The following is a 23,538-nucleotide window of genomic DNA, read 5'->3' on the forward strand; positions in this document are numbered from 1 at the left end:
CATCACTGAACTGCAGCGACTGACGGTTTCGCTCCGTGGAGGCTTTGAGCAGAAGGATGGCTGCCTGGTGTTTCATTTCACCGGCCAGTTGGATGCCTACTCCGAAAAGCAGTTCATCACTTATGTGATGGATGTTTTGAAGGCCAATGCTTTTCCGGCTGTCTTTGACCTGAGCAAAATCGACTTTCTCGATTCCTCGGGTCTCGGAGCCCTTGTGCAGCTGGCCAAACAATGCAAAGACGCCAAGCGCAGTTTCGTGGTGGTTGGCAATGCCCGTGTCACCCAGACCGTGAAACTGGTCCGACTGGAATCGTTCCTCCATCTGGTGAATGATCTGGAGACGGCTTACACCCAGCTTGCTGCTTGAGCGACTGGATCCGGCTGCAGCACTCTCTTCCGGCAGGCGCCACCGATCTCGGCGCCCTTCAGCTCGCCTGGCTCGGAGATGCCGTCTGGGAGCTTCATCAGCGTTTGCGGCATTGCCGACAGGCGGGACGATCCAAGGATCTGCACAGATCCGTGGTGGCCGAGGTTCGTGCCGATGCCCAGGCGCTTGCCCTCAAGCGGCTTGAGCCCTGGCTCACTGAGGAGGAGAAAGATCTTGTGCGTCGTGGCCGCAATCGTGCCGGCCGCGGCCCGCGCGGGGCCGACCCTGCGGCCTATGGAAAGGCCACGGGGTTTGAGACAATGGTTGGCTGGCTCTTTTTGCAGAATCCGACGCGGCTTGCCCAGCTTCTGGATCGACTCGAGGAGACCGAATCCGCCCTGTCATAACCATCGATCCCATGAGCTCCCGTTTTGATCGCCGCCCCGGCCGCCCCTCCCGTGGTGGTGATTCAGCAGGTGGTCGACCCTCTCGTGGCGGGACTCGTGGTCGTCGTCCAAGAGTGGATGGCAGTCCTACAGGATCTCGGCGGCGGGAGGCAGACGACAGTCGCACTGATACGCCCTGGCGTGGATCTCGTGATGGAGAGTTCCGAGGACGCGGCCCGTCCAGGAATGGTGCATTCCGAGGCGGCCCACGAGAGGCATCAAGACCTGCTGGCCGGGGCGACCGGCGTGAAGGGGACCGGCGTTTTGAACAACGCCGACCGGATGACCGCCGCTTTGAAGACCGTCGTCAGGGTGACCGCCGCTTTGAAAATCGCCGCTCCGACGATCGACGTTTCAGTGAAAGGCGCTTTGATGATCGCCGTGACGGTGACCGTCGTGAAGGTGACCGTCATGATCGAGACCGCCGTGATGGAAACCGGCGTTTGCGAGACAGGCGTTTTGAGGACCGCCGCGAAACTGATCAGCGCTTTAAGGGGAGTCGTTCCCAAGACAGACGTTTGACGGACCGTCGTCCTGGAGGCCGTCCCTTCAGTGATGGCGATTCCCGCAGTCTCCGTCCTGGACGTGCCGAACACCATGATCGTCAGCAGGTTGCGGAACAAATCCGCGGCGAAGCGGCCCCCCATGGGGCTGATCCCGTGGCAGATGATCTGCTCTGGGGTCGGCATGCCACGCAGGCAGCGCTGGAGGCGGGTCGACCCATCCATCGCATCTGGTGCACCAGTGAGATGCGCAGTGCTCCGAAATTCATGCAGCTTCTTCGGGATGCCAAGGCCTCCGGAGTTCTGGTGGAGGAGGTCACCTGGGCGCGTCTGGCTCAAATGACTGGTGGTGCAGTGCATCAGGGAATCGCTCTGCAGACCGCAGCTGCCGACACCCTGAACCTCCCTGATCTGATTGATGGCTGCAGTGAGCTCAATGAACCTCCACTGCTACTGGCCCTGGACGGCCTCACTGATCCCCACAATCTTGGTGCGATCGTCCGTTCCGCTGAAGCCTTGGGGGCCCATGGAGTGGTTCTGCCACAGCGTCGCAGTGCAGGTCTCACGGGATCCGTGGCCAAAGTTGCGGCTGGAGCCCTGGAGCATCTGCCTGTGGCGCGGGTTGTCAATCTCAACCGCTCCCTGGAAACCCTCAAGGATGCTGGTTATCGCGTGGTTGGTCTTGCCGAGGAAGGTGATCAGACCCTTGAAGAAGTCGATCTGGAAGGACCGCTGGTGGTGGTCACGGGTTCCGAGGGGCAGGGGCTGTCCATGCTCACCCGTCGGCATTGCGATCAGTTGATTCGTATCCCGTTGCGTGGTGTGACGCCAAGCCTGAACGCTTCCGTTGCGACGGCGCTCTGCCTGTATGAGGTGGCACGTCGAGGCTGGATGAAGGGGCTTCAGGGCCAGAACCCCTCTCCCCGCATCGTGAGGCCCCAGATCTCCCCTCCGCCATCGCCGCCGTTGGAGCCACTGGAGGTTTCACAGAACGGAGCGCCCGCTGGATCTTCCGCAGAGGCATCACCGGCAGAGCCATCAACAGCAGTGGCATCACCGGCAGAAACATCATCTGTGGAAGCATCGGATACCACTGGGATTCAGCCCTCAGGCGAATCTGATGCCTCTCATTCACTGCCCGAGCAACCGGGGATTGACCTGCAGATCGAACGTCTTGCGCAGACCGCGGAACCACGCTTTGAAGGCAGCGTTGATCTCTGAATGCAGGGCGGTGAACTTCAGGGACTCTGAACAGCGATGGTTGGAATCCTTACGCCAACGGTGAATCAGTGCACAATGACCTTGTCTTTATCGCTCCACCATGGGCCCTCTGAACCGACCGATGCGCTCGCTTGCCAACGGTCTAGGAATGGCCTGGTGGGCCAGGGTTCAGACCCATGGCCCAGACGTCACCTATTGGTTCGGTCCTTTTGTGCGACGCTCCACTCTAGAGCGGGAGCTTCCGGCATTTCTCAGTGATGTGGCTTCGGAATCACCTGCTTCACTCGATCATTCCTGCGTGCGTTGTCGTCGTTCAGAACCGTTCACGATCGAATCTCAGGGCTGATTGAGTTCGATGCGAACGCATCTGACTGATAGCGTCTCAGCTGCACGCAAATCCTGACCATGGCGATCGCCGAATGGCGTCAGCAACTGGCGAACGGGGAGGTGTCCGCGAGGGAACTCACCGACCATCACCTGGCCAGGATTGATGCGGTCGACCCCAGCGTGCATGCCTTTCTTGAAGTCACGGCAGAGCGCGCTCGCGCCGACGCCGATCGCATTGATGAGGCGCGATCTGCCGGCGAGGATCTGCCCCCACTGGCTGGGATTCCCCTTGGTATCAAAGACAATCTCTGCACCAGGGGAGTGCGCACAACCTGCTCCAGTCGCATGCTTGAGCAGTTCGTACCTCCATATGAATCCACGGTGACCGATCGGCTCTGGGCTTCCGGAGCGGTTCTTCTGGGCAAGACCAACCTGGACGAATTCGCCATGGGTGGCTCAACCGAAACCTCCGCCTTCGGTGCCACTGCCAATCCCTGGAATCCTGAACATGTGCCTGGGGGCAGTTCCGGTGGCAGTGCCGCTGCTGTTGCCGCTGGCGAGTGCCTGGCCTCCATCGGCTCCGACACCGGTGGTTCGATTCGTCAGCCCGCCTCCTTCTGTGGGGTGGTTGGCCTCAAGCCCACCTACGGGCGAGTGAGTCGCTACGGCTTGGTGGCTTTTGCCAGCTCCCTTGATCAGGTGGGACCCTTCAGTTCATCGGTGGCGGATGCCGCTGAACTGCTTCAGGTCATGGCAGGTTCTGATCCTCGTGATTCGACCTGTCTGAACGTCCCAGTTCCTGACTACACCTCTGCTCTTGCCGCTCCGGTGAAGGGTTTGCGAGTGGGTCTGGTCACCGAGTGCTTTGACCAGGACGGATTGGACCCACAGGTGAAGGCGTCGGTGCTGGCGGCTGCAGATCAGCTCCAGGCCCTTGGGGCCGAACTGGTGGATGTGAGCTGCCCCCGCTTTAACGATGGCATCGCCACCTATTACGTGATCGCGCCCTCGGAGGCCTCCGCCAATCTCGCTCGCTACGACGGTGTGAAATATGGCTATCGAGCCGAGGATGCAACATCTCTGGCGGCCATGACGGCCCAAAGTCGTGCGGAGGGTTTCGGCAGTGAGGTGCAACGCCGGATCTTGATCGGCACTTATGCCCTTTCAGCCGGTTATGTCGATGCTTACTACAAAAAAGCTCAGCAGGTGAGAACGCTGATCCGGCGCGATTTTGACTCGGCTTTCGAGTCGGTGGATGTGCTGCTGACACCCACGGCCCCAAGCACGGCATTCCGCAACGGTGCCCATGCGGATGATCCCTTGGCCATGTATCTCGCGGATCTGCTAACCATCCCGGCCAATCTCGCTGGCCTACCGGCTATCAGTGTTCCCTGTGGGTTCGATGCTGGTGGTCTGCCAATCGGCGTGCAGCTGATCGGCAATGTGCTGGAGGAGCCCCTTCTGCTGCAGGTAGCGCATCAGTACGAGCAGGCTGCGGAGGTGATGAAGTCAAGGCCTGAAGCTGCGCTTGTGCCGGCTTGACAGCAACGGTGCAGCCTGGGCAGCACCGCATCTGGTGTTGCCTGGGTTGCCTGTGCGCTGCATCTTGCGCATGCGCCTAGGCTGGGTGCATGGCATTCGTCCCTCTTCACAACCACAGCGACTACAGCCTGCTGGATGGTGCTTCCCAGCTGCCTCAGATGGTGGAACGCGCCAAGGAGCTGGGAATGCCGGCTCTGGCTCTCACCGATCATGGGGTGATGTACGGCGCTGTTGAGCTGCTCAAGCTCTGCAAGGGCAGTGGTGTGAAGCCGATCATCGGCAACGAGATGTATGTCATCAACGGTTCGATTGATGACCCCCAACCGAAGAAGGAGCGTCGATATCACCTGGTGGTGCTCGCCAAAAATGCCGTTGGATATCGCAATCTCGTCAAGCTCACCAGCATCAGTCACCTGCGTGGCATGCGTGGCCGCGGAATTTTTTCACGCGCCTGCATTGATAAGCACCTACTCGCTCAGTATTCCGAGGGCCTGATCGTTGCCACAGCCTGCCTGGGTGGGGAGATTCCCCAGGCCATCATGCGTGAACGACCTGATGTGGCCCGTGATGTTGCCCGCTGGTATCAGAGCGTGTTCGGTGATGACTTTTATCTGGAAATTCAGGATCACGGGTCGCCGGAAGATCGCATCGTCAATGTGGAGATCGTCAAGATCGCCGGTGAACTGGGCATCAAGGTCGTGGCCACCAACGATGCGCACTACCTCACGCGCAACGATGTGGAGGCCCATGACGCTCTGCTGTGTGTGCTCACGGGCAAGCTGATCAGCGACGAAAAGCGCCTTCGCTACACCGGCACCGAATACCTCAAATCCGAGGAGGAGATGGGCCATCTCTTCGCCGATCACCTCGAGCCTGAGGTGGTGCAGGAAGCGATTGCCAACACTGTTGCCGTCGCAGAAAAAGTCGAGGACTACGACATCCTGGGCCGCTATCAGATGCCCCGTTTTCCGATCCCTGATGGCCATACCCCTGTCACCTATCTGCGAGAAGTCACCGAGCAAGGCCTGCGCGACCGTCTCGACCTAACAGCGACAGACACCATCGAGGCGGTGTATGCGGATCGGATGGTGTACGAACTCAAGATCATGGAACAGATGGGGTTTCCCACCTATTTCCTGGTTGTCTGGGATTACATCCGTTTTGCTCGCGAACAGAGTATCCCTGTGGGTCCGGGTCGTGGTTCGGCAGCAGGCTCACTGGTTGCCTATGCGCTCGGGATCACCAACATCGATCCGGTGAGCAACGGCCTGTTGTTTGAGAGGTTTCTCAATCCGGAACGCAAGTCGATGCCTGATATCGACACCGACTTCTGCATTGAGCGCCGCGGCGAGGTGATCGATTACGTCACCCGACGCTACGGCGATGAAAAAGTGGCTCAGATCATCACCTTCAACCGTATGACTTCAAAGGCCGTGTTGAAGGATGTGGCCCGGGTCCTGGATATTCCCTACGGTGATGCGGACCGGCTAGCCAAGCTGATCCCCGTGGCGAGGGGCAAGCCCGCCAAACTCAAGGCCATGATCGGCGACGAGTCGCCGAATCCCGACTTCAAGGAGCGCTACGAGAAGGATCCCACTGTGAAGCGCTGGGTCGACATGGCCATGCGCATCGAAGGAACCAACAAAACCTTTGGCGTCCATGCCGCTGGCGTGGTCATAGCCGCTGACCCCCTCGATGAACTGGTTCCTCTTCAGCGCAACAACGACGGTCAGGTGATCACCCAGTACTTCATGGAAGACGTGGAGTCGATGGGTCTGCTGAAGATGGATTTCCTTGGCCTCAAAAACCTCACGATGATTGACAAGACTCTGGAGCTTGTCGAGCAGACCAGTGGTACGAGGATCGATCCCGATCAGTTGCCCCCTGAAGATGAGGGGACCTTCGCTCTGCTGGCCCGTGGTGACCTTGAGGGCATCTTCCAGCTTGAGTCCACCGGCATGCGTCAGATCGTGCGTGATCTGAAGCCTTCATCTCTGGAAGACATCTCCTCGATCCTGGCTCTCTACCGGCCTGGCCCCCTCGATGCTGGCCTGATTCCCAAGTTCATCAACCGCAAGCACGGCCGCGAAGCAATCGACTTCGCCCACAGCACCCTGGAACCGATTCTGAGCGAGACCTACGGAATCATGGTGTACCAGGAGCAGATCATGCGCATCGCGCAGGACCTGGCCGGCTACTCCCTTGGAGAAGCGGATCTGCTGCGTCGGGCCATGGGCAAGAAAAAGGTTTCGGAGATGCAGAAGCATCGCGGCATCTTCGTGAAGGGAGCAACTGAGCGAGGCGTTGACACCAAGGTCGCCGACGAGTTGTTCGACCAGATGGTGTTGTTTGCCGAGTACTGCTTCAACAAGAGCCATTCCACGGCCTATGGAGCGGTGACTTACCAAACCGCCTATCTCAAAGCGCACTATCCAGTGGCTTACATGGCAGCGCTGCTCACGGTGAATGCCGGAGCCAGCGACAAGGTTCAGCGGTACATCTCCAACTGCAACGCCATGGGCATCGAAGTGATGCCGCCGGATGTGAACGCCTCGGGAACCGACTTCACCCCTAAGGAAAGCCGCATCCTCTTTGGACTGTCAGCCGTGCGCAATCTTGGTGATGGTGCGATCCGTGCCCTGATTCGTTCCAGGCAAACCGATGGAATCTTCCAGTCACTCGCTGATCTCTGTGATCGGGTTCCCTCCAGCGTGCTCAACCGGCGCAGCCTGGAATCGCTGATTCATTGCGGTGCACTCGACGCACTGGAGCCAGAAGCCAACCGCGCTCAATTGATTGCCGATCTTGATCTCCTGCTCGACTGGGCCGGATCCCGGGCAAGGGACCGTGCCAGCGGTCAGGGCAATCTCTTTGATCTGATGGCGGCCCCCGCAGAGGATGAAACCGACACCAGCACGGATCTCAGCCTTGCCCCGAAGGCAGCTCCCGTGAAGGACTATCACCCCAGCGAAAAACTGAAGCTCGAAAAGGACCTGGTGGGCTTCTATCTTTCCGACCATCCGCTGAAGCAGCTCACAGCACCCGCCCGTCTGCTGGCACCGATCGGACTGGCCAGTCTGGAAGAGCAGGCTGACAAGTCGAAGGTCAGTGCCATCGCCATGGTGAGTGAAATGCGTCAGGTCACCACCCGAAAAGGTGACCGCATGGCGATTCTTCAGCTTGAGGACCTCACCGGTTCATGTGAAGCCGTGGTGTTCCCGAAAAGTTATGCAAGGCTCTCCGATCACCTCATGGCTGAGGCCAGATTGCTGGTCTGGGCTGCTGTGGATCGACGCGATGAACGCGTGCAACTGATCGTGGATGACTGCCGCGCAATTGATGATCTGCGATTGCTTTTGGTGGAGCTGGATCCTGATCAGGCCTCTGATGTGGCGGTTCAGCACAAACTCAGGGAGTGCCTCCAGGCCCATCGTCCGGATCAGGATGAGCTTGGTGTGCGCGTTCCCGTGGTGGCTGCCGTGCGCAAAGGCCCCGAGGTGCGTTATGTGCGCCTTGGCCCCCAGTTCTGTGTCAAGGATGTGGCCGCGGCTCAGCAACATCTGCAGAACAGTGCGTTCACCGTCAGCTGCAGCGACCCGTTGATGAGTTGACGCTGAACCGGTGTCCGGATCAGCCCTGCTTCTGGGCTTTCACTGAGCTGCGCAGACGTTGCAGATTGGGCTTCAGGTGCTCAAGTCCCAGCAGTGATCCAGGCTGGGATTCCCAGCTGGCGGACAGAACCCCGTAGCTCAGGCCGACCAGGCCCAACAGAAAGAAGAAGCCCGAGCCCAGCAGGGTGATACTTGGCGGCACATCGAGAATGCCTCGACTCACCACGAGGTAGCTGATCACAAACACGGCCATTCCCATCAGGGAAGGAACCCCTGTGGAAATGGCAACGCGTCGGGCCATTCTGTTGGCCACTTCTCTGGGAATCGCTTGATTACGGGTGGTTTCTGGAGCTGAACGACGCGGTTCAAACGGGAGAGGATCGCGCTTTTCAGCCATGGCTCATGCAGATTCCGGGATGCGGCTCAGCCGCGGATCCCTAGTTTGGCGATGAGGCTGGTGTAGCGCTGCTCGCTTTTGCCTCTCACGTAGCTGAGCAGCCGCTTGCGGCGACCGATCATCTTCAACAACCCCTGACGAGAGGAGTAGTCGTGGTTGTTCTGCTGGAGGTGGCTGCTGAGCTTCGAAATGCGCTCGCTCAGCATGGCCACTTGAACCTCAGCCGACCCGGTGTCGGTGGCATGGGTCTGGTGGGTGTTGATCAGCTGCTGCTTTTCGGTGGTATCGAGCGACATGCGCGGCTTCTGGCCCTGACAGAGCAAAGAACCAACTTACCTTCCCGTGGTCCCCTCAGGCCGATTCGCTGAGACAACGCAAACTGGCGCGCAGCCATCCTTCACTGTCGTTGTCTTCAGGCACCTCGGAACTGCCGGCAACAGCCCGCATGGCCCGTCGAATCTCGAGGTCCTCATAACCGAGAGTCTCGAGGGTGAGTTGCAGCTCTTGGAGTGAATCAGGCTGAATCGGGAGGGCTTTCACGTCGCTGCGGTCCACGATGGACAGTGATGCCTCGTTGGCCTCGGGTGCCCAGGATCCAAGGCGATCGCGCAGTTCCACAGCGATCCGCTCGGCGGTGCGCTTGCCGACTCCCTGTGCCTGGGTCAGCCGTTTCAGATCCCCTTCAATGATCGCCATCACCAGTTCCGGCGCTGAGCAGCAATCGAGCAGGGAGAGGGCCATCTGGGGGCCTACGCCATTCACTGCAATCAGGGTTCGAAACAGATCTCGATCTTTTTGCTGGGGAAATCCATAGAGGGTTGAACCGTCGTCTCGCTGAACCTGATGGATCCAGACCGTGCAGTTGTCACCTGTTTGAGCCTCCTGGTCGCGTCTGGTCAGCTGCACCTCATAACCAACCCCTGAACAAGCGATGACAACACCCCTGCGGCCTCCCTGCTCCCAGGTCTGGATCCTTTCACCCTGAAGCCAGCCGATCATGAAACGCTCCTGTCCTTTAAATACTGGCCGATTCCAATCATGCCGCTAAAAGCTCAATTCAGGGCAGAACAGTTTGATTTAGAGCGTTGATCAATGCCTGGCAGCCTGGCAGAGAAGGGGTGTCGATTTCGCTTGCTTGGCAGGTTGAAAACTGTTGCCAAACACAGCTTCCGTAAACATGGCTTCAGGCGGGCTGATTCTGTTTGGATTGCTCCTGGTCCTTAAGGCTGCGCAGGTAGCGCCGGCATTGAGGGGATTCATACCCAGTCCAGGAATCGCGATGGGCTTGCCCCGATTTGTTTGGAATCCTTTTCGTCCCTGTACTTTTGAAGTGTCTGTTCATGGCTTTGTTATTGATGCAGTTCAATCGTGAATCTCTAGAAGTTTAATAATGCTCAATATGTTTTCATGAGTTGTCCGCTTAAACGGTATCAAGCATTGCTGAAAAATCGCATTGATCATGTTTCAGGCTGTTGTTGACATCTTTATGTGTGACCATGCGTTGTGATCAGGCGTTCCACCAATCTTGCTGTTGGTGGTGTCATCAGGTTGTCAGTTTCGCCCTATTCGATCATCTTTTCTTGGGTCTGCATCGATGATCTTCAATGCCGCAGGCTGATTTTCAGCGACTTTATGCGTTGGAGCGAATCAGCCGCTTCGTGCTCCGATTGTCATTGTCCGCCGCCAGCGCGATCATGAAACACTGTCGTGCTAAGCCTTTGATCAGCTTCACCGCTTAGGCACAGCTGCTGAATCAGTGACGTGATCTCTGCCTCCACGGAGAACATTTCATCGACCAGATCCCCGATGACGTTCCAGATCTGTAGCGGTGGTTCAAAGTTGTTGCGTTCAACGGTCTGATCTTTGGAGATCCGATCAACTGCATGGCATGCAGCCTGGTTCTGCATCGGTTGGCTTTGCTGATGCAGCTTCAGGGTCACGCCTGCATCTGGGTCGCGTTCGCCAAACCAGATGATGGTCGTGAAGGATCCAGCAGCCCATGGCCTTTCCATCCTGGGTTGAGCCTGTATCAGGCTCCTCAGTTGCTGTGACATCGGCTCGTCCATTCACCGTCTGCTCGCCTAACCCTCTGGAAACAACGTGATTCCTTGAGCCACCGCCGGCTTAGTCAGCTTCTGCGCCGACGGCATGATTGTTTGGTGATGGATTATTTCTTGGCGCTCAGAAATGTCTCAAAGTTGAACATCGATCCAGAATTGTCTGCAAGTGAGAATCATCGTCAAGTGGTGTTTGTTTGCTTTTGAGAATCATCTTCAGCAGCAAATGGCCTGCCGTGCTGGTCGTCGAATAACGATTGCTGTTCACCCGGCGTTCTGACTGATCTGCTCTCATGACAATGGTCTATGGCTGGGGAGCGAGCGTTGCAGATTGTTTTTCAAGTCGCTGACCGTACCTTCGAGGGCGGCTCTCATCACTTCACGTTGGCCTGAAGCTGGAGTAAAAAGAATCAGTTGGTTGTGAACTCTTTGAATAACACAACTCCTTTATATCGTTTGGCATCAAGCTCCCTGCTCCACTTTATTCAGCCAATCCTGGCTGGAGAACCTGGAGCTTTAGCTCTGGTTGACGATGTTGATCGCTTCAACGTTTTTCTTTGTGGCTGAATATGAAATTCTTTGCTTCCCTTGCTGCCCTAGTTCTGATGGCTTTCCCTTTGAAATCGGATGCTCGCCCGTTGGTCGGTGATCTGATGGCTGAAAAGCTGTATTACGCAGACGGGCGTCAGCATCCGGGTCATCCTCTGCATGGCTCTCACGAAGGTCTTTGGGCAGGTTCAGAGCGTTGATCTTCTGAATGACGTGGTCTTTGAATGACTTGTTTGATCAATCCACAGAAGAATCTATTACCTGATTAGTCTATGTAGCTTTCGTCACCTGATTGGTGCTTATCCTGTGAGATCGTGGGTGATTGATTTCTGACACATGGCAAAGTTACGACTTGGCCTTTATGGGGCTACTGCGCTTGCTGGTATTGCGTGGCCCTGGTATTGCATTTATCAGTTCATTCAAGAAACAGAAGCCCTTGGCCTGACAGACCCAATTGAAATCGTTAATTTGTTTTCGCAGGGAGTCTGGGCCAATGCCTCTGCAGGTTTTATTGCTGCAGATCTCACACTTGTGCTGATTGCGTCGTTTGTGTTTTACGCAGCCGAAGGTATTCGCTTAAAAATGAAGTTCTGGTATCTCTATATTGCAGTTACCTTTGCTATTTCCTTTGCTTTTTCGTTCGGTCTGTTTATGTTCAACAGGGAGCGGAACATGGCTGCTGCCTCAGCGAACGACTAGTTGTTGAGCATCACGAAAGCGGGGCCATGTCCTCTTCAGGCAGAAGAGTTTGGCTCCAGCATTCCTGCTGCCATTAGCCTGGAGTGGTTCTTCCAGGGTGATCACTCCAGACATCAGCAATGATTGGCATCCAGTTCAGCGAAATTGCAGATTTCAGCGCGTCTGATCGTTCACGTCGTTTTGCAGTGATTCAATCTCTATGCCGCACGCAGAGATGGCTTCTGAGCATGGTGCTGGCATGTCTGATCTGCCTCGGGCTGAGCTCCTGTTCACTGGGCGATCGCCCCCCGCGTGGTGTGATTCTCAGCGCCCTGGGTCAGCAGATTCAGCTCACCCAGAGTGCGATCGCCCAGTCGCTGGACCTCGAGGCATCTGGGGCTCCAGAGGTGACCAGGGTTCGTCTTGAGGAGCAGGAGAGTTTGAGCATTGGTGATCAGAAAGGCGTGCATCTGATTGGACGCTTCGATTGGCGATTGTCCGGAGATACGGTCAAGGTCGATAGTCCCTTCGAGCTGTTCCTCGAGCGGGGTGAACGCGGCCAGAGCTGGCGACTGGCTTTGCCGAGTGGATCCGATGACGGCAGTTCGCAGACCTGGATCACTTACCCGCTGGCCATTGATCCAGCCTGACGTTGTTTGGCACTGAGGCTGATCAGCGTGGCGCCAAGCACGCAAAGGGCACCGACGATGACGCTGCCTGTCACCGGTTCAGCAAAGATCAATACACCCCAGAGGGTTGCGAACAACACCTGCACGTAATTGATCGAAGTTGCGCGCGCCGCTGGCAAAGCCGCCAGCCCCTCGGTGAGCCAAACCTGCCCAATCTGCGTGAGCAGACCGACTCCCACCAACCACAGCCAGTCGCTTCCTGATGGCAGCACCACCTTGTTCACCAGTAACGGCAATGTCGCCGGTACGGACACGAGCGGGAAGTAGAACACGATCACCAGAGGGTGCTCCCGCACAGACAGTTGGCGCACGCTCACGTAAGCCAGAGCGGTTAGCAGGGCTCCACCAAGTCCGATCAGTGCCGAGAGAGGCGGAAGCCCTGCCATCGTCTGTCCTGCCCATTCAGGCTGCACGACAAGCAGAACGCCGAACAGTCCCAGCACGACCGCCAGGCTGATGCGCTTGCGTACCGGTTCCCGCAGCAAGGCCCAGGCGCAAACCGTGGTGAGGGTCGGGTAGGTGTACTGAAGCAGGGTGGCTGCGGCCAGGGGCAGGCTGGAAATGGCCTGGAAAAACATCAACAGCGCGCCAGTACCGAGCACACCTCTCACCAGCAGTAATCCCCTCTGGTGGCCCCAGGGTGACACTCCCAGTCGCGACAGCATGGTGAGCGTGATCACGAGGCTGATCAGCGATCGAATCAGCACGACCTCAGCGACTGGCAAGCGACCTCCAAGGTGCTTGACGCACACGGTCATCAGGCTGAAGGCCAATGCCGCTCCTACCAGACTCAGGCAGGCCTTCCATTCCTCAGGGGACTGCGATCCGCGGATGGTTGTCAGCAGGCCTCGCATTCAACGGTCTGCACGCTAATTCTCAACGATGCCACTGACGCGGTTCCTCGATGAGCCCGGTTGGTGACACCAGGAAGGGTTCATTCCACCAGCGAGCCCTGTTCGAGTTTCACGATCCGATCAGCGATGTCGAGAATTTTGTTGTCGTGGGTCACCATCACGATTGCGGTCTTGTTGTCACGGGCCAGGGCCCTGAACAAATCCACCACATCGCGACAGGAGTCCTTGTCGAGAGCGGCGGTGGGTTCATCGGCGAGCAGCAGCTGGGGTGAAGCGGCAAGTGCTCTGGCAATCGCAACGCGTTGCTTCTGCCCACCCGAGAGTTTTGAAGGGAAGTACTCGAGGCGTTCCCCAAGGCCCACCCGCTCAAGCATCTCGTTGCAGCGATCGTTCATGGCCGCCTGGCCTCGCTCCAGCCATTCAGGAACTACCTCCAATCCAAGCCGGACGTTCTGTTGAGAGTTGAGATACGGCATCAGAATGTGAGCCTGAAAAATAAAACCCACTTTGCGGCGCAGTCTTGTGAGATTGGTCTTCGATGCTTCCCGTAATTCTTCGTTGAAGATTCGCAGACTGCCATCCTGCGCCGAGCGCAGTCCGCCAACCATTGTTAGCAACGTTGTTTTGCCGGATCCGGAAGGCCCCAGCAGAATTGGGATCTCTCCTGGTTGAACCGTGAGATTGATTGACCGCAACACCTGTTTGCGTTGATCTCCATCTCCGAACCAGTGATTCAAATTCCTGATTTCAACCAATGGCTTTTGCTCACTCATGATCAGAACACATCGGCTGGATCAAGGCGCCTTAACTTTGATGTGGCCAGCCAACCTGAGCCTGAACAAAGAAGCAGCGTCATGGTGAATACAAGTGCGGCACGACTGAATGACATCACCACCAGCAAACCGGTGGCTTGCATCAGAACTCTGTAAAGCAGAGTTGAAACAAGCAGGCTTGGCAAAAAAGCGAGGCTTGCAAGTATCACCGATTCTTGAATAATGATCGCTACAACGAACCGATCGTCGTATCCCATTGCTTTCATGGTGGCATATTCACTGATGTGTTCACCCACTTCTGAATAAAGAATCTGATAAACAACGATTCCGCCAACGCTGAAACCCACAAGAACTCCAAGACCGAAAATCAATCCGAAAGATGTGTTGCGTTTTCAGTGCTCCACTTCCCGCAGCTGCAGCTCCTCCACGCTGAGAACCTGCAGCGAAGGTCCCAGAACCTTTTTCAGTTGGCTTTGAACATCGCTGGCATCAGCACCAGAGTGAAGTTGCACTACTCCGATCTGAATTTCATCGGGATCACGCTCCGGGAAAAGACTCTGAAAATTGCTGGTTGAAGTGATCAGATTGATATCAGCAGCGAAGGTGAGGCCCAGTTGAAACAACCCATTCACACTGGTGCGTTGACCATTGAGTTCAGTGGTGAACGACTGACCTTGCTCAAGGCTTGAAGTCACAGGCCCGGCTGATGTTTTGGAGGCCTTGTCGAACAGAACGCCAGCTTGCAGTTGCAGTGACGCTCGCTGCATCGTCAGTTCCGGAAGCTTCAGCACAGGATTGCCGGGGTCAACGCCCATCACCAAAGCCTGTGTTGATTCCTGAGTCTTCGGATTCAACCACTGCAGTTTGCCCAGTCGCAAAGGACTGACTCCACGCACACCCTGGAAGCCAAGGACCTGCGTCAACCGTGATCTGGGGAAACCAGCGGGTTCTCCGAAATTGGTGTACCGACGAGGGATCACAGCCAGAGATCCGTTGAACTGTTGAATCGGCCGTTTCTGGCTGTCGTAAGAGCCCTCCGGAGAGACCGATTTGGAAAAACACCAGGACATTGGCAAATCCCACACCTGCCAGAGCCGCGGTCAGGCGGAGAGGGCGGTGAAACAACTGAAGCCAGGCGATCGGAGTGCGCTTGATCAGTTTCACAACACCACCTTCAGGGTTGCTGGGGTCTGATGCGACGTTGCTCGTCCGTCAGCGGGTTGAACAGTACGTTCACCTGGAGGTTGTTGATTCTGCTGGCGATGGCCAGGCTTTCTTTTGGGAGAGCAAGCTTCACTTTCACCACCCGTTTGTCGACCTTGTCGCCAGCCTCGCCGGTGGCCACGCTTTGACTGCTGATCTGTTGGGCAATCTCAGTGACCGTGGCTTGCTGACTTCTGCCGGGGACCGTTGGCGCTGATGGTTGCCGTTTGCCCAGGACGAATTTCAGGTAGATCACTCTGGTAAACCTCAGCAACCACGCCAATCCTGGTGGTGTCGCCCAGCAGCAGCAGTCCGTCTTCTCCGACTCGGTTTCCTGGAAGAGCCAGAATTTGAAGGATGGTGCCTTTTGACGGGGCTTTCACAGTCGCCTGGTCCAGGTCAGCCCTGGCCTGCTTCACCTGAGCCTGTTTGACGTTCACATCCGCCTTGAGCGTCATCTCGTTGGCCAGTGCCTCGTTGAGCTGCGCCAGGGCTGCGTCCGAGTCGGCCTGAAGCGCTTCATAGCGCTGAAGACTGGTCGCACCATTCTGGTAAAGCTCCCTGCCGCGGCTTGCTTCGGCCTGAGCCCGTCGCTGCTCAGCTCTGTAGCGGTCAATCACTGAGATCTGAGCATCCAGTGCCCGTTGTGATGCTGTGACCTCGGCTTCCGCCTTGATCAGATCCGCTTTGAGGACGGGCTGAGTCTCGAGCAGAGCAAGGGCCTGACCCCGTTCAACAACCTCTCCTTCCTCCACCAGAACCTGGCGGATGCTGTCGTTGCTGAGTGAATTCGGAAGACTCACTTTGAGGATTCCGTCGAGAGGCTCGATTCGTCCAAGGGCAGAAACCCGACGGGGTTGGAGACTTGCTGTGGATACTTCTTGCTTCTCAGAAGCACCGCATCCACTCAGGATTGCCGCCGATAATCCAAGTGTGATAAGCAGTGAGGACCCTTGATTCATGGTTCCCCGACCTTTGCAGAGATCCTATTGAGCTCTCTGGGGATTGTCATCAGATATCTCGCAATCCTTATCAGTCGCTGAACCTCCATTTGTACCAGTTGATTTGCGTAGCTGATGTTGAGTTCGTCGACACCCAGCCTGTCGTTTGTAAAAGCAGCTATTGCCTGTATGACCTGGAACGTCTTCAAGGTGAGATGGCATCAGACCAGGCACACGTGGTCAACAAGATGGCAAGAGTCTTTGAAGAATGTTGTGAGACCAAGCAGACGATGAAAGCGACATCTGGATCTGTTTCTCTCCTCAATCAGTCAGCAACAGAGCAGGCGCTTGAACTGCTGAGCGCATAGAACTAAAGTATCTATATCTCGAGTGAAACAGTTTGACTTTTGCTTTAGTGGTGATCTCTTTCGTGCTGGCTGTGTTGCTCTTAAATGAGAGAGATGCCACGGGAAAGGCGGCTGAAGAAAGAAACAAAGCAGTGAGGAACTATCAGGCTGCGGAGAAGTGGTTTGTTGCTGCAGTATCTATGGCGAACAATGAACAAGAAATAGTAAATACACTCACTCAAATCCAGAGAGAGGAGAGAATAAAATGGGATGCGGACTGGTACGCGGACAAGGTGCCTGGAATGAGTACCAAAGACAAAAGGTTCGTTGATAATTTAATACTTGAGCGCCTACTCAAGATGCATGGTGAGCAGAATTCGCAGGGATAAGACCCTGGACAATATTTCAAAAGCTTATCGACAGTGTCAATAAATGTTTATATTATTGAAAGCGAAGCTGATTGAATGATATCCAAATTGCTATCAGCTGTGCCTATGCGCAGTACCTATGTAAAGATCAATAATCGTCATTAATTACATCCACTGAAGCTAAAGCTCTTGCTGACTTTGATTATTTGTCAGCTTTTGCAGAATGACAGTGGTCACTGTTGCTGCCAAGGTTGGCATGGTTTGTCGAGGCATCAGTGATGACCTCAAGGAGCCACGGCTTGCAACCTGTGCACGGTTTGACGACGGTCACTACTGGAGAGCCTGGTCCTATATGGAGCAGAACTGGGAACGCTTCAGTGAGACTTCTGCCATAGGGATTGGAACGCTAATCCACTACGCCAACGAAAGCGATGAGCAGTGGCGTTATCTCTGTCCCTTCATGGGAAAGACACAGAAACCGTTCATCAGTCCTTGCTTCCAGCACCTGCGTTCACATAAGCCAGGTACTCCAGGCTTCTTCAATTTTTCACTTACTGGCTACGAACCATGAGTACGACACCTAAACGAAATAATCAGATCACTGTCAGGTTTACTGACTTTGAGGAAGGCTTTCTCACTTGGTATGCAATGCACATCGATTGCGATAGAGCTAATAGTATCAGGCATGTATTGAGTTCCATCTGGAAGATCATGATCAACTGGTAGCTTGTTATCTTGAAGAGCAGAAGTGATCATGGAAGATGACATCTGGCAACGTAAGCATGAATAGCAATCAATAGAGGTAGAGCTCACAAGGGCTCTGATCGCAAGACAGGACCTTGAGAAGATGCTTCTGCCTTCTGTACTACGGGAGGTTGTCGATAAAGCAGATTGATAGATGGTTATCAGACAGAGACACTAGAAGATATCAATGCCATAACCGTTAAAGAATCCCGATAGACATGTCAGAAGAGCAACTTAAAGAATTTCTCGGAAAACTCAAAGAAGATACCAGGCTTCAGGAGAAACTCAATGCTGCCACCACTCCAGAAGAGGCGATCACCATTGCTAAAGATGTTGGATTTTCTATTTCTGCAGAGGATATTCAGTCATATGGATACATGACGGACGCTGAACTGGAAGGCGCGGCTGGAGGGGATTACTGTACGGTGGAGACTGCTACTGTCTGTTATATACGGGAGCCTGGCTGTGATACATCTGACTATGGATGCTGATATAGTTGTACCTTCAATCCACCCAAGCCCGTGCATTACCACGGGTAATTATTGCTTCAATAGCCTGATTGATCCCGCAAATTAACCTCAATAATTTGCACCATTGAGCGCAGTAATTATTAAATAGAGAAACTGCGAGATATGATTGCTATAACCATTAAAGACTATCAATCCCAATGTCAGAAGATCAACTCAAAGCCTTTCTAGAAAAAGTCAAAGGCGACACCAGCCTCCAGGAGAAGCTAAAAGCAGCTGCTGATGTTGACGCTGCTCTTGCAATTGCGAAAGAGGCTGGGTTTAGTATTTCTGCTGATGACGTTCGGAACGAGATTTCAGATAGTGAGCTGGAAAGAGCTGCTGGCGGTGAGTATGAGTGTCTTTGTCACTGTACATGGGATGATGTTACCTCATGTACTGTCAATACTTGGGGATTGGGATGATATTACCTCCTGAAGGATACGGAGAGAAAACTGAGATTTAGTAAACTCATCAAAGCTTCTGTCGTCGTAGGGGCTTTTTTCAATCACCCCTACAAGCTCATAAATTAGCTTTCAATACCTGGCAGGGTTATGAGCAGTTGAGCAGGAATCAGAGAGGCGGATGCCTTATTTACAAAGTAATGGAAAGTTTCTGAGCTATTCACCAGAAGCTCACCAGAACTTCTTGGGTGCTGCACCAGAGCTGTGTAGTGGAGTTCACCAGAAGCTCTGTGATCTTAAAGGAGTCGAGGGGGCTACACCTCCAATCATTCACTCCTTAGAACCATGACACAAGAACAACTCACAACTTTCATTGCTAATGCCAAAGGCAACATCAGCCTTCAGGAAAGGCTCAAAGCAGCGGCTGATACCAATGCTGTTGCTGCCATTGCTAAAGAAGTAGAATTTACTATTTCTGTTGATGACTTGAAGAGAGCTCAATCAGACATTCCTGATGAAGTGCTGGAAGGAGTGGCTGGTGGAGCGTCGTGGAGCGGTCCCATGTGGAATACTACCTGCATTGGTGGTTGAAAATGAATGTAGTCTTGGTTATCTCTTCTCAAACTCTCAAGATAGATCTAATTCCAAGACTCATTATTTGTCGTTTCATGTTAGGATTTGAAGTGGCAAAAGAGTTGAGGTCAATTGCTTTTGCCCAAGTATAGAGAGAGGCTCGATGCATGCACTCGTCGGGCCTTTGCTTTGTCTACGGTTAAGCAGCGACAAGTTCTCGTTGTGCTAATAGTTCGTCAGGGTCAATACCTACCATGATCAGCTTGGGCCAATACCTGCCACGATTGATCACAGTAATTATTATCTTAGGTCGCTCAAGTTTTCCGTTGCTAGAACTGTTGAACAGATCTATTAGCCATGTCAGAAGATCAACTGAAGGCATTCATCGCCAAAGTTCAAGCCGATTCTTCACTGCAAGAACAGTTAAAGGCTGAAGGTGCAGACCCTGTTGCTATTGCTAAATCTGCAGGCTTTTCGATCACCACAGAAGAATTAAAAGAGCATCGCCAATTCCCATCTGATGCTGAGATTGAAAGTGTAGCTGGCGGGAAAGTTTCCGACTTTTGTACTTCCGACATTGTATCCTATTGCTGTTGGTAATATGTTCTTCTTATCCCTGACTGTAGCCACCCTTTCTAGGAACAGACTACATACTAAACGCCTTTGTATTAGTAGTGGGAATTTATTGCTTCAATCATCCCTAAAAGCTTACAAATCAGTCTCCAATGTCTGGCACGATTGAGTGCAGTAATTGCTAGCCAATGACGCTGCTACAGACTGTTGCTATAAAGCCTATACAAATCCGATACCCATGTCGCTGGACCAACTCAAGGTATTTCTCACTAAAGCCAAGCTTGATTCCAGTGTTCAGTAGAAAAGGTGCCAATTGACAAAATCAAAGTCTGAATCAAGATGATTTTACGTAACTCAAAATTATCAGCAGTTTTGTTGCCTGGATTTGGTTGTGATCTCGACTCCATGTTGGAATTAGATCATGCTATAAATGAATTTCCCAGTGTCAGTCATACAAGATGCGAGTTATTCACTTCAGAAGTATCATTAGAGGAAATGGCTTGTAAAGTTGTTAAGCAATATTCTGACTCAGAGCTTCTTTTGTTCGGCTTTTCAATGGGTGGTTGGGTCGCACAGGAAGTGGCAAGCAGGATGAGATCTCAGGTAAAAGGCCTGGTGATGATTTCGTCTTGGTCAGAAGCACCTTTTCAATATCTTCAAGTTATTCATAGCCTCTATAATGACCTGAGATCCGGGAAAGAATTGGATTCATTTAGATCAATTGTTGAAGAGGGATTTATCAATAAAAAGACCAGCCATTCCATGGCTAATCGTTGGTTATCAATGGCAAAAAGAATAGGTCCTGATACTTTTCTCAGGCAAATAAAAGCTATACTTGAAAGGCCAGATGTGAGTGAAAATATTCCTAATATTCAATGTCCAATACTTGCAATTGCTGGAGCCGAAGATACATTGCTAAAGCCTTCTGAACAATTTGAATACGTGCAGCATCACAACAAGTGTGAAACAGAAATACTTGATTTATGTGGTCATAATTTAATCTGGGAGAGACCATTAGCACTTTCTAAAACTGTTTATCAATGGCTTCATTTGAATCTCGATTTACAGGAGAGATCTTAATAACTCAACCTAGGAGCATCTGAAAACCTCTCGCCAGTTAAAAGTAAAAATATCTCAATAACACTTTCATGTGCAATGATTTTCATTGCTTCTAAGCTGCATCTGTTTTGGATACACTTTTGGGAGTGTAAAAGATATTTTGTTTGTGATTTGAATAACGCTCAATAAAAGATTTCTGAAGAAGAGTTGGAAAGAGCGGTTGATCGTTTATCTTTTTCAGATTGTTAGAATGTGGCATAGCTGCAAACAACCATATGATATTGTATTAAAACGTATTTGCTGAGTGTTGCTTGCAAGATCATACAGTTGCTGAAGCTCACTAGATCTCTAGCGATATGGCGATAAGGTTCGGCTGAGCAGCCAGGGAAGTTCCTTCGATTGCCGTTCTTTTTACTGTTTCAATCGCCTCCAAAGATTACAACTCAGCTCTTAATGCGCGGCTATTTTGTTCGGAGATGGATAGTGACTACTCAATGCCATCTGCCTTATTTTTTGGGTCTCATTGCACGTGGCTTCGCTTTGATCATTTTACGATTCCCGACAAGTAATATCTTTGCTTTAGTTTGATTGTCAGCCATCATTGCTCATCAAGAATTTTGAGTATTTTTCCATGTTGACCAATAGCTATTGAAGCCTTAAAGCCCAGTTTTCCGCCTTTACATTTAGATTGGGCCAATAGGAATTACTGCATCGTTTGTTATATCCATGATCTTGTTTTGGCGATGATTATCATCTGAAGTTTGAATAAGTTATGAACTGCCAAATTGCTGACCTGCCACGATGCCACGATAATTTATTTCCAAGACCTTGTAGGCTATCAATACAGCAGCCTGCGATCATGCTAAAGGGAATCGCTTGGGGGATCAGCACTTCTTTCCTCTTTAGCGTCTACATTGTGTTGTCTAAAAATCTTCTCGGGCATTTCGCCTCCCCGTGGCTGCTGCTAGCTTCTGGTATCGGAATTGTTGCTTTATTATTATCAATTATAAAGCGACGTCATGTTTACAAAGAGTGGAATCGGAGACAGTGGAGTCTTGTTGTCTCAATGGCTTTATTGAGTGGAGTATTTAATTTTTCTACGCTCTTGTGTATTAATTACTTGCCTGCATCAATTGCTGCAATGTTCCTCAGTCTGTCCTCTGTTGTGCTACTTCTTAGAACCTGTAGAATTGAATCAAGACCGCCGATACCATTGGAACTAGCGGCTGTTATCTTTGCTGCTGCAGGCGCTTTTCTGGTCTTAGGAGTGAAGATTCAGACATTTCCATTCATTGGACTGTTGTTTGGGGTTTCCACTCTGATATTTAGCACTAGCGCTGACATTTTGACCGGCAGAATGCGCGGAATGGTCAACACGAAAGAAGTCGTTTTTTCAAAACAGCTGAGCAAAGTTGCATTTGCTTGTTTAGGCTTGATTTTAATTTCTCGATTACCGTCTACACTTACCCTGCGCTAGCAGTTCTTTGGTCTTTATTGCTAGCTGCAGGCATTTTGAGAATGCTGGAAAGCTTTACTGCATCAAAGACTGTATTTGCCCTGCCACCTGTAACCTATCAGAATATATTACTGCTTAATCTGCCGATTGTTGCATTTGCAGAATCCTGGATATTCGATATTCATCTAGATTTCTATCAGTGGATTGGTGTTGTACTTATCATGCTATCTGCTCTTAGCGCGATCTTTTCCGGTCAGAAACGCCTCAAAGCACTCTGAAAAAAACAAAATCATGGTTGGCATATTTCTTTTTGCTCAATTCTTTGGCATTGTTAACGATTTTTAGCAGCTGCCTAGCAGTGTCATGTCTAAGAGTACCTTTGTCTGCAGCGATTCCATGCAGGTCTATGGGGCTAGTTCAAACAACTAGGGCTTGGATCTCCGGAGCAGTGTGAGTTTTTAACCAGTTGAACTCTTCATTAGCATTAGCTTGCGTGGAGATCATCTCTTTGCTTCAGTCTTCCGCTTCCATTGCTTCCATTGCCTTGGACAATGCATGATTGTTGATGGGGCGTTGTGGCAACTCTTGTTGATACTCAGCAATCTTTGCAATGATGCTCATTCGCTCCTTTTGAGCAGATTGCATTGCATCAGACTAAATTTCTACAATTGATTTGATTTTATTAAGGAATGAACTAAGTCCTGCAGAGATTAGTTCGCCATCATTTTTAGAAGTAGCATCGTTTATATAGTTGGTTGGACTATGTTGAATAATCCTTTTTCGGTATCAATCTGCTTGGTGATAAGGCTGTTGTTGGCAGATGTGCCAGCTCTAATACATGTATTGCAGGCTACTTAAGTAATGTAAGGATTAATTGGTATGTAGAGGAAAAGCCTCTATACCTGCATTGTTTAAAGGGGGTTTATGGAATTGCCCAAATACACCTTTCTCAAAAACGATAATGGTTTGACTGAACAGTGGTGGAAGGAACGTATCCAGTATTTGCTTATGAATAAGCAATTGCAGGATGCCGATGCTCTTTACCGTGAGTTTGATGTCTCTCACGACGGTTACTAAGTTCTTCTTCGTCTGTAGCAGCAACGGCTGCATAAAGAGCTAGTGCTTTGATACGCTTGTTTCTTTTTCGAGCTTGCTCGCCAAACAGTTTTGTTTCTGTGTATCAGTGTTTCTTTCCAGATTGAATAATAGATATGTAGCTTTAGGAATCATCAGGATGTCAAAAGGCAGTGTTTCAGTTCTTGCTGTGACTGCTGCAAAGCCTCTTTTACAGCCTCATATTCCATCATTTTGGAGTGATTGACAGTGCCTCTTTCCCGTTGCGGCATGTGT

The 23,538-nt window shown here is 52.4% G+C and carries 29 protein-coding genes; 18 read left to right on the forward strand and 11 right to left on the reverse strand.

The window, feature by feature from the left end; genetic code table 11:
- Window positions 1–19 precede the first annotated feature (19 nt).
- The 6 genes from SIB58_RS05530 (at window position 20) to SIB58_RS05555 (ending at window position 8,017) form a co-directional block, all read left to right on the forward strand.
- Window positions 20–367 (forward strand): STAS domain-containing protein, encoded by a 348-nt coding sequence (locus tag SIB58_RS05530; RefSeq protein ID WP_074160780.1) that lies wholly within the window; start codon window positions 20–22, stop codon window positions 365–367.
- Window positions 364–774, forward strand: a complete 411-nt coding sequence (locus SIB58_RS05535; RefSeq protein ID WP_066906509.1) for a ribonuclease III domain-containing protein — start codon at window positions 364–366, stop codon at window positions 772–774. The genes SIB58_RS05530 and SIB58_RS05535 overlap by 4 nt, the downstream gene beginning before the upstream one ends.
- A gap of 11 nt (window positions 775–785) precedes the next feature.
- Window positions 786–2,537 carry a 23S rRNA (guanosine(2251)-2'-O)-methyltransferase RlmB gene (rlmB, locus tag SIB58_RS05540; protein ID WP_066906507.1) on the forward strand — a complete coding sequence of 584 codons (1,752 nt, stop codon included), beginning with the start codon at window positions 786–788 and terminating at the stop codon, window positions 2,535–2,537.
- A gap of 100 nt (window positions 2,538–2,637) precedes the next feature.
- Entirely contained in the window at window positions 2,638–2,883 is a 246-nt protein-coding gene (locus SIB58_RS05545; protein ID WP_066906505.1) for a DUF1816 domain-containing protein, read from the forward strand.
- Between the two features lie 59 nt (window positions 2,884–2,942).
- A complete protein-coding gene (gatA, locus tag SIB58_RS05550) occupies window positions 2,943–4,406 on the forward strand; it encodes an Asp-tRNA(Asn)/Glu-tRNA(Gln) amidotransferase subunit GatA (RefSeq protein WP_066906502.1) in 1,464 nt (487 codons plus the stop codon).
- Window positions 4,407–4,495: 89 nt separating this feature from the next.
- Window positions 4,496–8,017 carry a DNA polymerase III subunit alpha gene (locus tag SIB58_RS05555; RefSeq protein WP_066906499.1) on the forward strand — a complete coding sequence of 1,174 codons (3,522 nt, stop codon included), beginning with the start codon at window positions 4,496–4,498 and terminating at the stop codon, window positions 8,015–8,017.
- A 19-nt stretch (window positions 8,018–8,036) separates the two neighbouring features.
- On the opposite strand, the gene SIB58_RS05560 is transcribed toward SIB58_RS05555, so the two are convergent.
- The 4 genes from SIB58_RS05560 to SIB58_RS05575 form a co-directional block, all read right to left on the reverse strand.
- The gene (locus SIB58_RS05560; protein WP_066906497.1) at window positions 8,037–8,414 is read right to left on the reverse strand and encodes a PAM68 family protein; all 378 of its coding nucleotides are present in this window, start codon (window positions 8,412–8,414) and stop codon (window positions 8,037–8,039) included.
- Between the two features lie 26 nt (window positions 8,415–8,440).
- Window positions 8,441–8,710, reverse strand: a complete 270-nt coding sequence (rpsO, locus tag SIB58_RS05565) for a 30S ribosomal protein S15 (RefSeq protein WP_066906638.1) — start codon at window positions 8,708–8,710, stop codon at window positions 8,441–8,443.
- A gap of 55 nt (window positions 8,711–8,765) precedes the next feature.
- The gene (ruvA, locus tag SIB58_RS05570; RefSeq protein WP_066906495.1) at window positions 8,766–9,413 is read right to left on the reverse strand and encodes a Holliday junction branch migration protein RuvA; all 648 of its coding nucleotides are present in this window, start codon (window positions 9,411–9,413) and stop codon (window positions 8,766–8,768) included.
- Window positions 9,414–10,084: 671 nt separating this feature from the next.
- Complete coding sequence (locus SIB58_RS05575) at window positions 10,085–10,468, reverse strand: hypothetical protein (RefSeq protein ID WP_156486574.1); 384 nt, start codon at window positions 10,466–10,468, stop codon at window positions 10,085–10,087.
- A 608-nt stretch (window positions 10,469–11,076) separates the two neighbouring features.
- Between SIB58_RS05575 and SIB58_RS05580 the strand changes: the two genes are divergently transcribed.
- The 3 genes from SIB58_RS05580 to SIB58_RS05590 all read left to right on the forward strand — a co-directional run bounded on the left by SIB58_RS05580 (window position 11,077) and on the right by SIB58_RS05590 (window position 12,348).
- Window positions 11,077–11,220: a hypothetical protein gene (locus SIB58_RS05580; protein ID WP_231857024.1), complete on the forward strand. Its 144-nt coding sequence runs from the start codon at window positions 11,077–11,079 to the stop codon at window positions 11,218–11,220.
- A 136-nt stretch (window positions 11,221–11,356) separates the two neighbouring features.
- Entirely contained in the window at window positions 11,357–11,719 is a 363-nt protein-coding gene (locus tag SIB58_RS05585; protein WP_066906489.1) for a DUF2834 domain-containing protein, read from the forward strand.
- Between the two features lie 119 nt (window positions 11,720–11,838).
- The gene (locus tag SIB58_RS05590) at window positions 11,839–12,348 is read left to right on the forward strand and encodes a hypothetical protein (RefSeq protein ID WP_156486573.1); all 510 of its coding nucleotides are present in this window, start codon (window positions 11,839–11,841) and stop codon (window positions 12,346–12,348) included.
- On the opposite strand, the gene SIB58_RS05595 is transcribed toward SIB58_RS05590, so the two are convergent.
- From SIB58_RS05595 to SIB58_RS05620, 6 genes are all read right to left on the reverse strand, one after another.
- On the reverse strand, window positions 12,321–13,241 hold the full coding sequence (locus SIB58_RS05595) for a DMT family transporter (protein WP_067325711.1): 921 nt from the start codon (window positions 13,239–13,241) through the stop codon (window positions 12,321–12,323). The two genes, SIB58_RS05590 and SIB58_RS05595, sit on opposite strands and share 28 nt — an antisense overlap.
- A gap of 80 nt (window positions 13,242–13,321) precedes the next feature.
- On the reverse strand, window positions 13,322–14,014 hold the full coding sequence (locus tag SIB58_RS05600; RefSeq protein WP_066906485.1) for an ATP-binding cassette domain-containing protein: 693 nt from the start codon (window positions 14,012–14,014) through the stop codon (window positions 13,322–13,324).
- Between the two features lie 2 nt (window positions 14,015–14,016).
- Window positions 14,017–14,385 carry an FtsX-like permease family protein gene (locus tag SIB58_RS05605; RefSeq protein ID WP_082823304.1) on the reverse strand — a complete coding sequence of 123 codons (369 nt, stop codon included), beginning with the start codon at window positions 14,383–14,385 and terminating at the stop codon, window positions 14,017–14,019.
- A 21-nt stretch (window positions 14,386–14,406) separates the two neighbouring features.
- Entirely contained in the window at window positions 14,407–15,084 is a 678-nt protein-coding gene (locus SIB58_RS05610) for a hypothetical protein (RefSeq protein WP_082823303.1), read from the reverse strand.
- Window positions 15,085–15,188: 104 nt separating this feature from the next.
- On the reverse strand, window positions 15,189–15,359 hold the full coding sequence (locus SIB58_RS05615; RefSeq protein ID WP_156486572.1) for a hypothetical protein: 171 nt from the start codon (window positions 15,357–15,359) through the stop codon (window positions 15,189–15,191).
- Between the two features lie 28 nt (window positions 15,360–15,387).
- Complete coding sequence (locus tag SIB58_RS05620; RefSeq protein WP_066906483.1) at window positions 15,388–16,179, reverse strand: efflux RND transporter periplasmic adaptor subunit; 792 nt, start codon at window positions 16,177–16,179, stop codon at window positions 15,388–15,390.
- A 397-nt stretch (window positions 16,180–16,576) separates the two neighbouring features.
- Between SIB58_RS05620 and SIB58_RS05625 the strand changes: the two genes are divergently transcribed.
- The 9 genes from SIB58_RS05625 (at window position 16,577) to SIB58_RS05665 (ending at window position 22,466) form a co-directional block, all read left to right on the forward strand.
- Window positions 16,577–16,894 (forward strand): hypothetical protein, encoded by a 318-nt coding sequence (locus SIB58_RS05625; protein WP_197461095.1) that lies wholly within the window; start codon window positions 16,577–16,579, stop codon window positions 16,892–16,894.
- 202 nt (window positions 16,895–17,096) lie between these two features.
- A complete protein-coding gene (locus SIB58_RS05630) occupies window positions 17,097–17,444 on the forward strand; it encodes a hypothetical protein (RefSeq protein WP_066906478.1) in 348 nt (115 codons plus the stop codon).
- 391 nt (window positions 17,445–17,835) lie between these two features.
- A complete protein-coding gene (locus tag SIB58_RS05635; protein ID WP_066906476.1) occupies window positions 17,836–18,108 on the forward strand; it encodes a Nif11-like leader peptide family natural product precursor in 273 nt (90 codons plus the stop codon).
- Window positions 18,109–18,284: 176 nt separating this feature from the next.
- Window positions 18,285–18,548, forward strand: a complete 264-nt coding sequence (locus tag SIB58_RS05640; RefSeq protein ID WP_066906474.1) for a Nif11-like leader peptide family natural product precursor — start codon at window positions 18,285–18,287, stop codon at window positions 18,546–18,548.
- Between the two features lie 324 nt (window positions 18,549–18,872).
- Entirely contained in the window at window positions 18,873–19,118 is a 246-nt protein-coding gene (locus SIB58_RS05645) for a Nif11-like leader peptide family RiPP precursor (protein WP_067325707.1), read from the forward strand.
- A gap of 339 nt (window positions 19,119–19,457) precedes the next feature.
- The gene (locus SIB58_RS05650; RefSeq protein WP_066906470.1) at window positions 19,458–19,700 is read left to right on the forward strand and encodes a Nif11-like leader peptide family natural product precursor; all 243 of its coding nucleotides are present in this window, start codon (window positions 19,458–19,460) and stop codon (window positions 19,698–19,700) included.
- 312 nt (window positions 19,701–20,012) lie between these two features.
- Entirely contained in the window at window positions 20,013–20,753 is a 741-nt protein-coding gene (locus SIB58_RS05655) for an alpha/beta fold hydrolase (RefSeq protein WP_082823302.1), read from the forward strand.
- An 838-nt stretch (window positions 20,754–21,591) separates the two neighbouring features.
- Window positions 21,592–22,209 carry an EamA family transporter gene (locus tag SIB58_RS05660; RefSeq protein ID WP_074162587.1) on the forward strand — a complete coding sequence of 206 codons (618 nt, stop codon included), beginning with the start codon at window positions 21,592–21,594 and terminating at the stop codon, window positions 22,207–22,209.
- A gap of 41 nt (window positions 22,210–22,250) precedes the next feature.
- Window positions 22,251–22,466, forward strand: a complete 216-nt coding sequence (locus SIB58_RS05665) for a hypothetical protein (RefSeq protein WP_067325701.1) — start codon at window positions 22,251–22,253, stop codon at window positions 22,464–22,466.
- 235 nt (window positions 22,467–22,701) lie between these two features.
- On the opposite strand, the gene SIB58_RS05670 is transcribed toward SIB58_RS05665, so the two are convergent.
- Window positions 22,702–22,833, reverse strand: a complete 132-nt coding sequence (locus SIB58_RS05670; RefSeq protein ID WP_255355633.1) for a hypothetical protein — start codon at window positions 22,831–22,833, stop codon at window positions 22,702–22,704.
- Window positions 22,834–23,538 lie beyond the last annotated feature (705 nt).

This window comes from Synechococcus sp. MIT S9504 (assembly GCF_047497135.1).
Lineage (GTDB): Bacteria > Cyanobacteriota > Cyanobacteriia > PCC-6307 > Cyanobiaceae > Synechococcus_C.

Bases quoted from the DNA above. Each gene is read 5' to 3' on its own strand.
- SIB58_RS05635 (WP_066906476.1), top strand. From the start codon at position 17,836: ATGTCAGAAGAGCAACTTAAAGAATTTCTCGGAAAACTCAAAGAAGAT.
- SIB58_RS05555 (WP_066906499.1), top strand. From the start codon at position 4,496: ATGGCATTCGTCCCTCTTCACAACCACAGCGACTACAGCCTGCTGGAT.
- rlmB (WP_066906507.1), top strand. From the start codon at position 786: ATGAGCTCCCGTTTTGATCGCCGCCCCGGCCGCCCCTCCCGTGGTGGT.
- SIB58_RS05670 (WP_255355633.1), bottom strand. From the start codon at position 22,833: ATGCAATCTGCTCAAAAGGAGCGAATGAGCATCATTGCAAAGATTGCT.
- SIB58_RS05630 (WP_066906478.1), top strand. From the start codon at position 17,097: ATGACAGTGGTCACTGTTGCTGCCAAGGTTGGCATGGTTTGTCGAGGC.
- SIB58_RS05560 (WP_066906497.1), bottom strand. From the start codon at position 8,414: ATGGCTGAAAAGCGCGATCCTCTCCCGTTTGAACCGCGTCGTTCAGCT.
- SIB58_RS05645 (WP_067325707.1), top strand. From the start codon at position 18,873: ATGACACAAGAACAACTCACAACTTTCATTGCTAATGCCAAAGGCAAC.
- SIB58_RS05620 (WP_066906483.1), bottom strand. From the start codon at position 16,179: ATGAATCAAGGGTCCTCACTGCTTATCACACTTGGATTATCGGCGGCA.
- ruvA (WP_066906495.1), bottom strand. From the start codon at position 9,413: ATGATCGGCTGGCTTCAGGGTGAAAGGATCCAGACCTGGGAGCAGGGA.
- SIB58_RS05580 (WP_231857024.1), top strand. From the start codon at position 11,077: ATGGCTTTCCCTTTGAAATCGGATGCTCGCCCGTTGGTCGGTGATCTG.
- SIB58_RS05665 (WP_067325701.1), top strand. From the start codon at position 22,251: ATGCTGGAAAGCTTTACTGCATCAAAGACTGTATTTGCCCTGCCACCT.
- SIB58_RS05585 (WP_066906489.1), top strand. From the start codon at position 11,357: ATGGCAAAGTTACGACTTGGCCTTTATGGGGCTACTGCGCTTGCTGGT.
- SIB58_RS05655 (WP_082823302.1), top strand. From the start codon at position 20,013: ATGATTTTACGTAACTCAAAATTATCAGCAGTTTTGTTGCCTGGATTT.
- rpsO (WP_066906638.1), bottom strand. From the start codon at position 8,710: ATGTCGCTCGATACCACCGAAAAGCAGCAGCTGATCAACACCCACCAG.
- SIB58_RS05590 (WP_156486573.1), top strand. From the start codon at position 11,839: ATGATTGGCATCCAGTTCAGCGAAATTGCAGATTTCAGCGCGTCTGAT.
- SIB58_RS05600 (WP_066906485.1), bottom strand. From the start codon at position 14,014: ATGAGTGAGCAAAAGCCATTGGTTGAAATCAGGAATTTGAATCACTGG.
- SIB58_RS05610 (WP_082823303.1), bottom strand. From the start codon at position 15,084: ATGTCCTGGTGTTTTTCCAAATCGGTCTCTCCGGAGGGCTCTTACGAC.
- SIB58_RS05640 (WP_066906474.1), top strand. From the start codon at position 18,285: ATGTCAGAAGATCAACTCAAAGCCTTTCTAGAAAAAGTCAAAGGCGAC.
- SIB58_RS05575 (WP_156486574.1), bottom strand. From the start codon at position 10,468: ATGTCACAGCAACTGAGGAGCCTGATACAGGCTCAACCCAGGATGGAA.
- SIB58_RS05595 (WP_067325711.1), bottom strand. From the start codon at position 13,241: ATGCGAGGCCTGCTGACAACCATCCGCGGATCGCAGTCCCCTGAGGAA.
- SIB58_RS05650 (WP_066906470.1), top strand. From the start codon at position 19,458: ATGTCAGAAGATCAACTGAAGGCATTCATCGCCAAAGTTCAAGCCGAT.
- gatA (WP_066906502.1), top strand. From the start codon at position 2,943: ATGGCGATCGCCGAATGGCGTCAGCAACTGGCGAACGGGGAGGTGTCC.
- SIB58_RS05545 (WP_066906505.1), top strand. From the start codon at position 2,638: ATGGGCCCTCTGAACCGACCGATGCGCTCGCTTGCCAACGGTCTAGGA.
- SIB58_RS05660 (WP_074162587.1), top strand. From the start codon at position 21,592: ATGCTAAAGGGAATCGCTTGGGGGATCAGCACTTCTTTCCTCTTTAGC.